12 protein-coding genes are annotated in these 12,921 nt (G+C 37.6%); all 12 read left to right on the top strand.

Annotated elements, in window-relative coordinates; all coding sequences use genetic code 11:
* The 12 genes from ACMP1L_RS00725 to ACMP1L_RS00670 all read left to right on the top strand — a co-directional run bounded on the left by ACMP1L_RS00725 (nucleotide 1) and on the right by ACMP1L_RS00670 (nucleotide 12,860).
* Nucleotides 1–1,566, top strand: coding sequence for a hypothetical protein (locus ACMP1L_RS00725; RefSeq protein ID WP_418451682.1), 1,566 nt, complete (start codon nucleotides 1–3; stop codon nucleotides 1,564–1,566).
* 60 nt (nucleotides 1,567–1,626) lie between these two features.
* Nucleotides 1,627–2,862, top strand: coding sequence for a nucleotide sugar dehydrogenase (locus ACMP1L_RS00720; protein ID WP_418451681.1), 1,236 nt, complete (start codon nucleotides 1,627–1,629; stop codon nucleotides 2,860–2,862).
* Between the two features lie 30 nt (nucleotides 2,863–2,892).
* Nucleotides 2,893–4,701 carry a hypothetical protein gene (locus ACMP1L_RS00715; RefSeq protein WP_418451679.1) on the top strand — a complete coding sequence of 603 codons (1,809 nt, stop codon included), beginning with the start codon at nucleotides 2,893–2,895 and terminating at the stop codon, nucleotides 4,699–4,701.
* Between the two features lie 15 nt (nucleotides 4,702–4,716).
* Complete coding sequence (locus ACMP1L_RS00710; RefSeq protein WP_418451678.1) at nucleotides 4,717–6,315, top strand: glycosyltransferase family 39 protein; 1,599 nt, start codon at nucleotides 4,717–4,719, stop codon at nucleotides 6,313–6,315.
* Nucleotides 6,316–6,369: 54 nt separating this feature from the next.
* Nucleotides 6,370–7,314: a glycosyltransferase family 2 protein gene (locus ACMP1L_RS00705; RefSeq protein WP_418451676.1), complete on the top strand. Its 945-nt coding sequence runs from the start codon at nucleotides 6,370–6,372 to the stop codon at nucleotides 7,312–7,314.
* 5 nt (nucleotides 7,315–7,319) lie between these two features.
* The gene (locus ACMP1L_RS00700) at nucleotides 7,320–7,736 is read left to right on the top strand and encodes a GtrA family protein (protein ID WP_373242245.1); all 417 of its coding nucleotides are present in this window, start codon (nucleotides 7,320–7,322) and stop codon (nucleotides 7,734–7,736) included.
* A 122-nt stretch (nucleotides 7,737–7,858) separates the two neighbouring features.
* Nucleotides 7,859–9,895 carry a hypothetical protein gene (locus tag ACMP1L_RS00695; protein ID WP_418451674.1) on the top strand — a complete coding sequence of 679 codons (2,037 nt, stop codon included), beginning with the start codon at nucleotides 7,859–7,861 and terminating at the stop codon, nucleotides 9,893–9,895.
* Between the two features lie 3 nt (nucleotides 9,896–9,898).
* Nucleotides 9,899–10,639 (top strand): ATP-binding protein, encoded by a 741-nt coding sequence (locus ACMP1L_RS00690; RefSeq protein WP_418451672.1) that lies wholly within the window; start codon nucleotides 9,899–9,901, stop codon nucleotides 10,637–10,639.
* The gene (locus ACMP1L_RS00685) at nucleotides 10,603–11,064 is read left to right on the top strand and encodes an AAA family ATPase (protein WP_418451670.1); all 462 of its coding nucleotides are present in this window, start codon (nucleotides 10,603–10,605) and stop codon (nucleotides 11,062–11,064) included. The genes ACMP1L_RS00690 and ACMP1L_RS00685 overlap by 37 nt, the downstream gene beginning before the upstream one ends.
* Nucleotides 11,064–11,627 carry a hypothetical protein gene (locus ACMP1L_RS00680; protein WP_418451669.1) on the top strand — a complete coding sequence of 188 codons (564 nt, stop codon included), beginning with the start codon at nucleotides 11,064–11,066 and terminating at the stop codon, nucleotides 11,625–11,627. The genes ACMP1L_RS00685 and ACMP1L_RS00680 overlap by 1 nt, the downstream gene beginning before the upstream one ends.
* 55 nt (nucleotides 11,628–11,682) lie before the next feature.
* The gene (locus ACMP1L_RS00675; RefSeq protein WP_418451668.1) at nucleotides 11,683–11,892 is read left to right on the top strand and encodes a DUF6661 family protein; all 210 of its coding nucleotides are present in this window, start codon (nucleotides 11,683–11,685) and stop codon (nucleotides 11,890–11,892) included.
* 44 nt (nucleotides 11,893–11,936) lie between these two features.
* Nucleotides 11,937–12,860 (top strand): nucleotidyltransferase family protein, encoded by a 924-nt coding sequence (locus ACMP1L_RS00670; protein ID WP_418451666.1) that lies wholly within the window; start codon nucleotides 11,937–11,939, stop codon nucleotides 12,858–12,860.
* The last annotated feature ends 61 nt before the right edge of the window (nucleotides 12,861–12,921 follow it).

Here is a 12,921-nt window from a genome sequence, read left to right as displayed (position 1 = left end):
ATGAAAATAAACAGTAAAAAGGATGCAGAATCTTATTTGAAAAAAAATATATGGAAAATAATTATTACAGTTGTTTTAATGATAGTATTATTTTCTATAGGAAAAAATAAATGTGGTTTTCATACAGATGAAATCTTAACATTTCATTTGGCAAATTGTCAGTATAATCAATCGCTAGGGGTTGTAACACCAGAAATTATAGACGGGAAAAAGTATGCTGGAGAAAAATTGTGGACTGATTATATGGCTGTGCAACCGGGACATAAATTTGATTACAAAAATGTGTGGGCCAATCAAGCGGCAGATGTACATCCTCCATTATATTATTGCCTGATACATACAATAGCTTCTTTTTTCCCAAATCGGTGTGAGCCATGGATGGGATTGAGTTTGAATGTCTTATTAGCAATGATAGTTTTTTGGCAGATGCGGTGGCTTTTTGGAAATTTACTAAAGAATAAAAGATTAGCAACTATTTTTTCACTGTTGTTTCTATTTTCAGTTGGTTTTATAAATTCAATTTCTTTTTTTAGAATGTATGTTTTATTGATGGTATGGACAAATGCATTAGTAATTTTGTTAATGAATACGGAACCGTCTAGTAATGATAAAACTTACTATTTGAAGCTATATCTAATTGTATTAGCGGGCATGATGACTCAATACTATTTTTCAATTTTTACCTGCTTTATTTGTATTGTTTATGCGGTCTATGTAATACAAAATAGAAATTATAAAAAATTTTTTTATAGCACTTTGACAATTATAACAAGTGTTGCAACAGGGGTGCTAGTATTTCCAGCAATGATAAAACATATATTTCAAAGTGGACGCGGAAAAGAGGCATTCAATAATATACATTCTGGTGGCTTTTTAGAACATTTAAAAATATTTTTAGAAACAATAAATAAGCAATTATTTGCAGGATGGGCATTGGTTATATTATTATTTATTCTAGGTTTTACTATAATTGATTTTTGCGTAATAAAAAAACATAGACCAGAGAGTGATTTTATAAAAAAATATTTACTGATTTTTGTCCCAACAGGAGTATATTGTTTGTTTATTGCGAAATTAGCTCCATATCAGGATATTCGATATTTGATGAATATATTGGGTCTTGCATATATAGCAGTTGTAGGTTTAGTATATTATATTTTAAAGGATTTTGCAGAAAAGAAAATGGAATTGTTGGTAGTCATTTTCTTTTTAATTTTGGGGAGTATGGGATACAAAAATGGAATTCCTAATTTCCGACTTTCTGAAAAGGAAAATTTGAAAAAATTAAGTGAGTTAGGCAATATCTCATGTATATATTTATACGATGAGAACTATAAATGGAATATTGCGGAAAGTTTTTTAGAATTAAAAGAATTAGATGATATATCTTTTTACGAAATAAAAAATGATAATATAGTCATTAACACTGATGCGATAATTGTGTATGTGTCACGAGAAGATGACCATACTGATGCAATTGCGAGGTTAATGGAGAATAATTCTAGATTTTTAGAAAAAACAAAATTGTTTCGATACGGTTCTGAAACAGTATACTATTTGCATTAATAGGTATTGTTTAGTGAGATTTAAACAAATGTTTTAAAGTTGTGAAGGGGTAATAATAAGATGAGTAAATTGGCAGTAGCCGGAACGGGATATGTAGGTTTATCTAACGCTGTATTATTAGCACAAAATAACATTGTAACGGCAGTGGATGTAATAAAAGAAAAAGTAGATTTGCTTAATTCCAAAAAATCACCGATCGTGGATAGGGAAATAGAGGAGTACTTATCTACAAAAGAATTGAATTTAACAGCAACACTGGATGCAGAAACGGCGTATCAGAATGCAGATTTTATCATTATTTCCACGCCAACGAATTATGATCCGGCTAAGAATTATTTTGATACATCTTCTGTTGAAAATGTAATTGAACTTGTATTAAAAGTAAATCCGCAGGCCATTATGATCATTAAGTCTACGGTTCCAGTTGGATATACAAAGAGTGTGCGGGAAAAATATCATACGGAAAATATTCTGTTTTCGCCAGAATTCCTTCGGGAAGGACGAGCTTTATATGACAATCTTTACCCGTCCAGAATTATTATTGGCGTGCCGTTAGAGGATGAGCGTTTGGTGTCAAAGGCTCATGAATTTGCTGCTTTATTGCAGCAGGGTGCAATAAAGGAAAATATTGATACTTTGTTTATGGATCCTACGGAAGCAGAGGCTGTAAAACTGTTCGCAAATACCTATTTGGCAATGCGGGTATCTTTTTTTAATGAGCTGGATACCTATGCAGAGGTTCGCGGGTTAAATACAAAGCATATTATTGAGGGCGTATGTTTGGATCCAAGGATTGGTAATCATTATAACAATCCTTCATTTGGATACGGTGGATATTGTCTGCCTAAGGATACGAAACAACTTCTTGCAAATTATAATGATGTTCCGAATAACATTATTGGAGCAATCGTGGATGCCAACCGGACCAGAAAAGATTTTGTTGCAGAGCGTATTTTGGAAAAGGCTGGTTATTATGGAACCGGAACGGCGGGGCGTGACGGCACACCGGGCAAGAATTGTGTAGTAGGAATTTATCGGCTTACGATGAAATCGCAGTCTGATAATTTCCGGCAGAGTTCGATTCAGGGTGTTATGAAACGGATTAAAGCGAAAGGCGTAGAAGTAGTTATTTATGAGCCGACATTAAAAGATGACACGTTCTTTGGCAGCAGTGTGATCCGGGATTTGCAGGAGTTTAAAAAAGTATCGGATGTAATTGTTGCAAATCGAAAAAACGAAGAGTTAAATGATGTAGAAGACAAGGTGTATACCAGAGATTTGTATACCAGAGATTAAACACAGAGAATAATACGAGGTATTGAGCGCATGTATTTGAAGTTACAGAATCTGTTGTTCCCAACAGGAATTAAATTTGAGACACAATGGAATTTGTTTTATCGTGGTGAGAGAATGAGATATGATGCGGAACAGGAAATTTTGTGTTTGCCGAAATATCGAGTGGCAGATTTTATGTCATATTTAAATGCATTCTCATTGCATAAATGGAAGAAGTATACGAATCTGCAGGCAGTAAGACTACATTTACGGCTTCAGGGAGAATGTCTGGTACGTCTTGTTGGTTACACGTTGGATGTACATAGTCCGGCTAAGACAGTGCTGGCAGAACAGAGCTATATTTTAAATGACTCTGGAGAGATTGTAATGGACTATCCTGCTTCAGACAGTGTGTTATTGGCATTTGAAGTTGAAACAGATTCGGATTGCCAATTGTTTGGTGGCTGGTATGAGGGTAGTTTTGCTGAGATAGATCATAGAGTGGTGAATCTTTCTATTGCAACAACAACCTTCAAGAAAGAAGAATTTATCCAGTCAAATTTGAAATTATTGCAGAACGAATTATTGAATAGCGATGATGAAATCAGAAATCATTTATGGATTCATGTGATTGACAATGGAAGGACACTGGTGCCGGATCAGTGGAATTCAGATAAAATTACAATTCATCCAAATAAGAATGTGGGTGGCGCCGGTGGTTTTACACGTGGCATGATTGAATCCATGGAACAGCCAGAGGATATTACCCATGTGCTTCTTATGGACGACGATGTGATTATACTGCCGGAAAGTATTAGACGAATGTATTATCTGCTGAGTATGTTAAAGCCAGAATTTGATGAATACTTTGTCAGTGGGGCCATGCTTTGTTATGAAGAAATGAATATTCAGCATGAAGATATTGGATTTGTACATGCAGACGGTTCTTATGGTCCGCAGAAAAATGAGTTAGATCATACATTGTTGCGGGACATTCTGGAATGCGATCAGGAATATCTGGATCGCCAGCATATGTATGCAGGATGGTGGTTCTGTTGTATTCCTATGAAGATGATTAAGCAAAATGGACTTCCACTGCCGCTATTTATTCGTGGTGACGATGTAGAATTCAGTCTTAGAAATCATGCAAAATTTATTACTATGAATGGAATCTGCATCTGGCATATGGGCTTCACATATAAGTTTAATGCTTCTATGGAACTATATCAGGTTCATAGAAACAGTCTGATTCTACAGGCTGTGAGTGAGGTATGTCAGAATGTGGATTTCATGAATCGTATGACAAAATTATTCCGTGCCCGTATGCTGTCCCTGGATTATAATGGAGCAGAATTAATTCTGGATGCGATAGAGGATTTCTTAAAAGGTCCGGAGTTTATTATGCAGGATCTGGGCGAACAGATTATGAAAGAGAAGAGTAAGAAGAATGAGAAGATGGTTGATCTGCGGGAATTCTCTGATCTGGATATCGATTTAGATGAAGTGTATCAGGATCCGCCAAGAACTTTTTTGCGTAAATGGCTGTATCGCATCACCTACAATGGTCATCGGTTTTGTTCGGAAAGCCGTTTGAAGGAAGGTCCGGGAATTGTTGCGTTTGACTGGTTTTATTCACCGGAACATAACTTTTGGTATAAAAAACTGCTGGCAGTGAATCCGCATTTGCAGATGGGAAGTATGCGGGTATTTAGTAAAGAAAAATATCGGGAGTTAAATAAACGGAGCAAGAGGCTTTTGGCTGAGTACAAAAATACAAGGGCTGCAGTAGAAGAAAAATATCGCGAAAATAAAAAACAGATGACATCCGTAGAGTTCTGGAAGAAGTATCTGGAACTGTAGCTTAAGAGGAGAACTATGAAAAGCAAGAGTTACAACAAGATTGCATTTGGTGTAATACTGTTATTGCAGATTGTATGTATGATTTATTTTGGAAATGCAAAACAAGGATATTTTGTGGATGAGTTGTGGTCATATGGTCTGGCTAACAGCTATTATCATCCGCATGTATATTCGGATGATGCCTTAGAAGAACGTTGGGTATCGGGAGAATATTTCCGGGACTATTTGGAAGTGCTCCCAGAACAGCGGTTTCGATATGGATCAGTCGTGTACAATCAGACGCAGGATTATCATCCTCCGCTGTTTTATATGGTATTACATACAATCTCATCACTTTTTCCAAATACATTTAGTAAATGGTATGGGATTATTCCCAATATTGTTTATTTTGCAGTGTCCATGTATTTGTTGTTTGCTTTAGCGAGACGGATATTTAAAAGTGAGTGGCTGGCTTTGATTCCTGTGATAGCATATGGTTTCAGTGCGGGGGCAATCAGTAATGTGATTTATATTCGCATGTATGTGTTATTGACAGTATGGGTATTGACATTATTCAATTTACATGTGAAATGGATTACGGAAGATAAAATACAGTCGAGAGATTGGTTGATTTTAATATTGATTGCTTATTTAGGGTATATGAGCCATTATTATTTTTTTGTAATTGCTTTTTTTACAGCAGCATTTTATTTCTTTTATTTATTGTGGACGGGAAAAAGAAAAACGCTGATAAAATATTGTGTTACGATGTTTATCAGTTTACTGTTGGTGGCATTGACATTTCCAGTGGCTTATATAAAGCTGTTTTTTGGACAGCGAGGGAATGAGGCAGTTCATAATTTATTCAACTTAAGCGATATTCTTGGAAATGCAAAACGATATTGGTCTATTATAGGAGAACAGTTATTTGCAAATTCTCAAAATATATTAGGAATAGTGATTATGGTATGTGGTCTGTGTACGTTAATCAGCTGGGTGAGAAAAAGAACTGGTAATGGGCAGACATTTAGAATGGCATTGGAGAAGATAGATGAGACTCTTAAAAGAGAAATCTCTGCAGTTGGGTGTGTGCTTTTTGTCAGTGTGAGTTATTTTGCGATTATTCTAAAGATAGCTCCATATCAGGTTGACCGATATGTGTTTGGCATATACCCGGAATTAACATTGCTGATGTTCTATTTTGTATTTAAGATTGTAAATTACTGGGGCTCAAAGAACACTGCATTCGCTACTGCGCTGATAATGGCTGCTGTTTTTTCCATATTTGGAGTAAGCGGAAAGCACGTACAGTATCTGTATAAAAACTATGTGAACAATGTAAATATTATGAAAGAGCATGTAGGTGAGGACTGTCTGTATATTACCTGGGATTATTATAAGCTGGTAGGAAATGCTCTGGAATTGGAAAATATGGGGCGTGTATTTACGGAAGTTCCGGATCGTATTGAGGCATTAGCTGAAAAGCTGGATCCAGACAAAAAGAATCTGATTGTTTATGTTGATGAGTCTTTTGATCAGAAAGAAATTTTAAACAGGGTTTGTAATGCTGCCGGGTATCGGGCATGGAGACCATTATTTGAGTCGAGATGCAAAGCTTATGAATTAACACGTTAGGAAGCACGAAAAATAAGGACAGGAAAGTATAAGTACTGGTAGAGAAGGTGGATTATGAAAGTAGCGCTGATTGTTCCTTGCTACAATGAGCAGGAAGCACTTCCGATTTTTTATGAAGAGGTTATGAAAGTTGTAACTACAATGAATTGTCAATATGAATTGATTTTTGTGAATGATGGTTCAAAAGATAATACGCTTTCAATCTTAAAAAATTTTGCAGCGAAGAATGAAAATGTTACATATATTTCTTTTTCAAGAAACTTCGGAAAAGAGGCGGCGATGTATGCGGGATTCTCCAATGCCGATGCAGACTATGTGGCAGTCATGGATGCAGATATGCAGGATCCGCCCGCATTATTGCCGCAGATGGTTAAAATTCTGGAAACAGAAGATTATGACAGTGTGGCAACACGCCGGGTAAGCAGAGATGGAGAACCGCCAATCCGCTCCTGGTTTGCCAGAAAGTTCTATCAGCTCATTAATAAAATATCAGATGCAGATATTGTAGATGGTGCACGGGACTTCCGATTAATGAAGCGTGAAATGGTAGATGCAATCGTAGCCATGGGAGAATACAACCGTTTTTCTAAAGGTATTTTTGGCTGGATCGGTTTTAAAACATATTGGCTGCCGTTTAAGAATGTAGAACGGGTTGCTGGTGAAACAAAATGGAATTTCTGGAAATTATTTAAGTACGCGATTGATGGTATCATTAATTTTTCAGAGGCACCACTCAGTATTGCTTCGTGGGCTGGAATTGGAATGACATTCATCGCTTTCATTATGATGGTGATTGTGATTGTCAGACGGTTATGCTTCGGTGATCCAGTTGCCGGATGGGCATCTACCATGTGCGTGATCATTTTTATTGGAGCAATTCAACTGTTCAGTATGGGCATTATGGGACAGTATATTGCAAAGACCTACAATGAGGCAAAGCACAGGCCGCATTATATTGTTGCAGAGAGTAATGGGGAAAAGGTGAAGAGAATTAAATAAGAGCTATGAAGAAAAATTATAGAGAAATTATTCGCTATTTGATAGTAGGAGTATTGACCACTGTAGTAAGCCTTGCCGTTTATTATGTCTGCGTATTGACATTTTTAAATCCGCAGAGTGCATTACAATTACAGGCCGCTAATGTATTATCCTGGATTGCAGCGGTTACATTTGCATATATTACAAGCCGTATATACGTGTTTCAGAGCAAGCGCAAAGACTGGCTGCAGGAAGCGGCTGCGTTTTATTCTTCAAGACTGCTTACGCTGTTTATGGACATGGCAATTATGTTTGTTATGGTAACATTGTGCGGTATGAATGATAAGCTGGCGAAACTGGTGGTGCAGGTTGTTGTTACAATAGCGAATTATATATTCAGCAAATTATTCGTTTTTCGTGTATCAAAAAAAGATAAAATCTGATAGAATAGAATTAATTTATGTTTCCCGATTGCTCGTGGTGGAGCGGTCGGGAAAATTGCTATTAGTGATTTTGAAATTGTAAACGCTTCATAGCAAGTACCTAGGAAAAGAGGACTATTTTATTGGAACGCAGCAGTTATTTAAGATTGGCATTGATGTTTGGGGAAAATAAAGCAAGTACATTCAATAAAAACTTGGAAAAAATGATAGCGCTTGTTTTGTTTGACAAATACAATACGGGGTTGACAATTACCGATATTATCGCGGATATCAGGGATAAATATGCACTGGATTTTTCGGATTCCGAAATAATTGGGACTATTCATAATAAAAATCAGAATAGGATTATTCAGATCAATGAAACGAGAGATGAAGTGCTTAAGGCATATTCTATAACCCCGGAAGAATATGAAAAAATCAGAAAGAAAACAGATGACTCCTCGATTAGAAAAATCGTGGAACTGTTTTTAAAGGAGCATGAAGAACTTGATGTTTCGGAAAAGGCATTTTGTGATTTGCTGGTAAAATATCTTTATGATGTGTTTAATTCCAATGCGGAAACGATTCAGGCATTGATGAATGGGGAACATTTGGGAATCAAGGCGGCAAATTGTGACTATTCTACGGATGAAAAGAAAATTCTGAATGCATTCATTTACTGGGATAATCTGGACAAAAATCGTTGTGTTTATCAGTTGATTTCGTGTTGTTTTGATTATTGTATGATGACAGTACGCAAAGATAAGACTGTTTATCAAACCATTTTTAATCAAAAGAAATTTTATCTTGACACAAATATTGTATTCCGGCTGATGGGATTAAATAATGAAAAACGGAAACTGGTAATTGATGCGTTTATTTTGAAATGCAAGGAAACTGGAGTTGAGATATTATATTCAAACCACACAAGAAGTGAATTAAACGATACCATTTGTTATTATGTTGGTCAGATCAAAGCATTGTTGGCAGATTCAGCGCCGCTTTCGGTTCGTGCGATATCGTGTCTGGATGATAGAATGAGCAACAGTGCTTTTTATGAACAGTATGTAGAATGGACAAAAGATCCTGTTAACAGAACCAGCGATTACAGTTCCTTTGAACGGGATTTACGAATGCGGACGTCCCAAATTTTATCCCGCTTCAAGCAAGTCACATTCGATGATTATTCCGGTCGGAACAAAAAGGAATACGCTGAACAGTTCGAATCGTTAAAGCAGTACAAAATTGAACATAGAAGAAATACCTATGATCCTTCCATAAAGGCGGATATTAATAATTATCTGTACATACAGGAACAGAACAGAGAAAAAAAGGGAGAAAATTTCTTTGCGACAGATCACTATCTGATCACAGCGGATCACGCTTTCTCTGGATGGGAAAGAGAAAAACGACCGGGAGCAATTCCTACCGTTGTTCTGCCGAGTGTATGGTATTCGATCATTCTTCAGTATGCGGGCAGAACAACAGCAGATGATTACTCTGCTTTTACAAGATTTCTGAATTTTAGTTTTTCAGAGAATGAGCCTGCCGATGCAAGAAAAATGGAAATATTGAAGTCGGTTATTGCATTACAGGAACCGGTTGATATGAAAGAAACGATTATTTTTGATATAGCGGAGAAACTGCAGCATGACTATAAAGATTTAAATTCCGAACAAATCGTGGAAACTTCACATCAGTATGTGATCAACCAGATTTTAGCTGAGGAAAATGAAAAAGCAAAACTGGAAACAGCAGCTGCAGTAGAGGCGGAAAAGGATAAGGCAGACGCGCAGGTAAATGCTTTAAGGAATGAAAATGCATACCTTGAGCAACAATTAAAAGAAAGCGTTGAAAAAACGAAGGCGGAACAAAAGCAGAAATATATCGATTCAGAAACAGATAGAAGAACAAAACGCCGACTAAAAATATATATTGTGGTTACGGGCGGCTTGGTCATAGGCTTTCTGGCACTGATATTGATAACAGGGAAATGGGTGTTTTCAGTCAATGAGGTTACAGAGAAAGTGCAAATACGCTATGATTATATTAAGTATCTGTTGGATGTGTTATATGTAGTCGTTTCTGTTGTGATTGTATCATTTTGCTTTAAAGGACTCAATGAGGATAAGATCAGAGTTTCTGTTCGAAAGAAACTGGAGAAAGAATGGAAAGAATAAGTGATGCCTACAGTGTATGGAGGCTGTCATGAGCAGAAAGGAATAAGCGTGAAACTATCATTAAGAAATATTGCAAAAGTGGAGCAGGCTGACATTGAAATCAATGGAATCACGCTAATTGCCGGTGAAAACAATACAGGAAAGAGCACTGTGGGAAGAGCTTTGTTTGCAGTGTTCAATAGCTTTTACGATATTGAAAATCAGGTAAAACAGCAGCGCGAGGATAGTATTGAAAATTTGCTGGATCGGTTATATTACACTTACAGTTTGGACAGGAATACTGTGCAGCGATGGAACACAGTTGAGATGGCACGGGATATTTTACTGCATCATACGAATGATGTGAAAGACTATTTGGTTTCGTACCTGGGTGACATGGATTTTTCAGAACAAACTCTGGAAAAAACGGTTGCATCGATAGAACGTGTGTTGAAAGTGAAGGATTCTGATTTTTACAGTGCGGTCTTGGACAAACGAATTACAGCGGAGTTTGATGACCAGGTGTGTAATCTTTATTCGGAACAGATCGGAAAAATATGCTTGAACATAAAAAGGGAAAAAATAACTGTACATTTAACGCCAGATGCGGAAACAAAAGTTAAGCTATCTGATGAATTATCATTGAATACGGAAGCAATTTATCTGGATGATCCGTTTGTTTTGGACGAACCGAGAACTGTTTTGGGTATTTTTTCGTCCCGTTTTTTATGGGGGAAATCGTCAGGGGTAAACGTTCTGAGGTAGGTTATAGGAAACCTGATTCTGATAAAGTTCTCAGTGTTCGTAACTTGTCGATGGGATTGAAAACGTTTGTTATTTTAAAACTGCTCCTGGAAAAGGGCGTGATAGAACAGAATGGAGTTGTGATTCTGGATGAGCCGGAGATTCATTTACATCCGGAATGGCAGCTGTTGTTTGCAGAATTGATCGTGCTAATTCAGAGAGAGTTTGAAATTCATGTTTTATTGAATACGCATAGTCCATATTTTTTGAATGCAATTGAAGTTTATTCTGCAAAGTACGGGATTGCGGATCAATGTAAATACTATCTTTCTTCTTCGGACGGAGTGGCGGCCAGAATAGAAGACGTTACAAACTGTATCGAGAAAATTTACAGCAAATTGGCGAAGCCGTTGCAGACGTTGGAAAACGAGAGAGGTCGCCTGTGATGAATTTAAACGATTATACACTTTTTCGGGATAACAAGACAACATTGAAGGAGACATCGAAGGACGATAGTGATAAAATGAATGTGCAATATCTAACAGAATCCAATTTGAGTGTGGTTGATTTTGACAGAGTGAAAACATGCTATGCGAATCAATATGGATGCTCTGAAGAGGCTGTGGCTTCGGTAGATGCACTGACAGTGTGGAAAAATAAGATTGCGTTTGTTGAATTTAAGAATGGAAAAGTGAATAATCGTAATATCAAAGACAAGCTTCGGGACAGTCTCTTGATTTTTGGAGACATTACCGGAAGTACGGTGCTTACAGCAAGAGAAAATGCTGTGTTTATTGTAGTGTATAATCAGGAAAAGAACTCGCTTCCAAATCAGCAGAAAAAAGAAAAAACACAGGATTCTGTTTCCAGAAATAAAATTGGAGATTATATAGCAGGCAAAGCGAACAAAGAACTGATTTTATTTGATTTGGAACGCTATATGGGATTGTATTTTCGGGAAGTCCATGCATATACACAGGAACAGTTCGCGGATTATTTGGGTTTATAAAATAATACTGTCCTGTGGCAGACTGTGGTAGGCGTACATTGCACGCTATTTTTCCGTGAATTGTTTGATTGAAGTGAAAAACTGCACCGAAGATGAGGTAAATTGCAGATGGAGAATTGCACCGGATAATAAGAAAAGAGATACAGTGCATACAGAGGTCGATATAAAAGAAAGAGACAGTCTGGATATTGAAATGGCTCACAAAGTGGCAATGACACTGGCAGCTTTGTGTGGGGCGAAATCATTTGAAACGACAAAGGGCTAGTAGATAAGATGATATAAATAAAATATTGGTGGAGGAGAGCACAAATGAAGAACGTAACGTTGGTTGTCATGGCAGCAGGAATTGGCAGCCGTTTTGGCGGCGGCATCAAGCAGTTGGAGCCGGTTGGCCCGAATGGTGAGATCATCATGGATTATTCCATCCATGATGCCTTAGAGGCAGGCTGTAACAAAGTGGTTTTCATTATCCGCAAGGATATCGAAGAGGATTTTAAGGAGATTATTGGAAAGCGGATTGAGAAACTGGTGCCGGTAGAATATGCATACCAGTCTGTAGATGAGCTTCCGGGCGACCGCAGGAATACCTGGGGCAGAACGAAGCCGTGGGGAACCGGTCAGGCGGTTCTGTGTGTCAGGGATCTGGTGAAGGAACCGTTTATTGTGATCAATGCGGATGACTATTACGGAAAAGAGGCCTTCGTAAAGCTCTATCAGTATATGACTACGGAAATGGATACAGAAAATCCGGTTTACGATATCTGCATGGCAGGGTTCATCCTTTCCAATACGTTAAGTGATAATGGCGGTGTGACCCGTGGTGTCTGCTCTGTGGACGCAAATGGCTATTTACAGCGAGTAACAGAAACTTACGAGATTCAGATGAAGGCTGGTGTGCTGACAGCCTGTGATGAGCAGAAACAGCCGGTTTCCGTGAGTGAAGACCAGCATGTATCTATGAATATGTGGGGACTGCCACCGAGATTTCTGGAGATGCTGGAGGATGGGTTTGCCGGATTTCTGGATAGCCTTGGGGACGATGCCATGAAGGCAGAGTATCTGCTTCCGAAGATCATTGATAAGCTTCTGGCAGAACAGAAAGCCCGTGTGAAGGTTCTGGAGACCGGAGACCGTTGGTTTGGCGTCACCTATAAAGAGGACAAGCAGATTGTGGTGGATTCCATTCAGGCGCTGATTCAGCAAGGCGTTTATAGGGAAAAATTATTTGAATGAAAATCGCCTAATATACAAATGAATGTTGTATAATTATAAATTGTAAAGGGAAGAAAAGGTA

The sequence above is a fragment of the Ventrimonas sp. genome, assembly GCF_048380235.1.
Lineage (GTDB): Bacteria > Bacillota > Clostridia > Lachnospirales > Lachnospiraceae > Brotaphodocola.
Note: the sequence above shows the minus strand (reverse complement) of the source record. Positions and strands in the feature narration are given on the sequence as shown.

Excerpts from the sequence above, each read along its gene's own strand:
- ACMP1L_RS00710 (WP_418451678.1), top strand. The coding sequence starts at position 4,717 with ATGAAAAGCAAGAGTTACAACAAGATTGCATTTGGTGTAATACTGTTA.
- ACMP1L_RS00715 (WP_418451679.1), top strand. The coding sequence starts at position 2,893 with ATGTATTTGAAGTTACAGAATCTGTTGTTCCCAACAGGAATTAAATTT.
- ACMP1L_RS00670 (WP_418451666.1), top strand. The coding sequence starts at position 11,937 with ATGAAGAACGTAACGTTGGTTGTCATGGCAGCAGGAATTGGCAGCCGT.
- ACMP1L_RS00720 (WP_418451681.1), top strand. The coding sequence starts at position 1,627 with ATGAGTAAATTGGCAGTAGCCGGAACGGGATATGTAGGTTTATCTAAC.
- ACMP1L_RS00690 (WP_418451672.1), top strand. The coding sequence starts at position 9,899 with ATGCCTACAGTGTATGGAGGCTGTCATGAGCAGAAAGGAATAAGCGTG.
- ACMP1L_RS00705 (WP_418451676.1), top strand. The coding sequence starts at position 6,370 with ATGAAAGTAGCGCTGATTGTTCCTTGCTACAATGAGCAGGAAGCACTT.
- ACMP1L_RS00725 (WP_418451682.1), top strand. The coding sequence starts at position 1 with ATGAAAATAAACAGTAAAAAGGATGCAGAATCTTATTTGAAAAAAAAT.
- ACMP1L_RS00700 (WP_373242245.1), top strand. The coding sequence starts at position 7,320 with ATGAAGAAAAATTATAGAGAAATTATTCGCTATTTGATAGTAGGAGTA.
- ACMP1L_RS00680 (WP_418451669.1), top strand. The coding sequence starts at position 11,064 with ATGAATTTAAACGATTATACACTTTTTCGGGATAACAAGACAACATTG.
- ACMP1L_RS00685 (WP_418451670.1), top strand. The coding sequence starts at position 10,603 with ATGGGGGAAATCGTCAGGGGTAAACGTTCTGAGGTAGGTTATAGGAAA.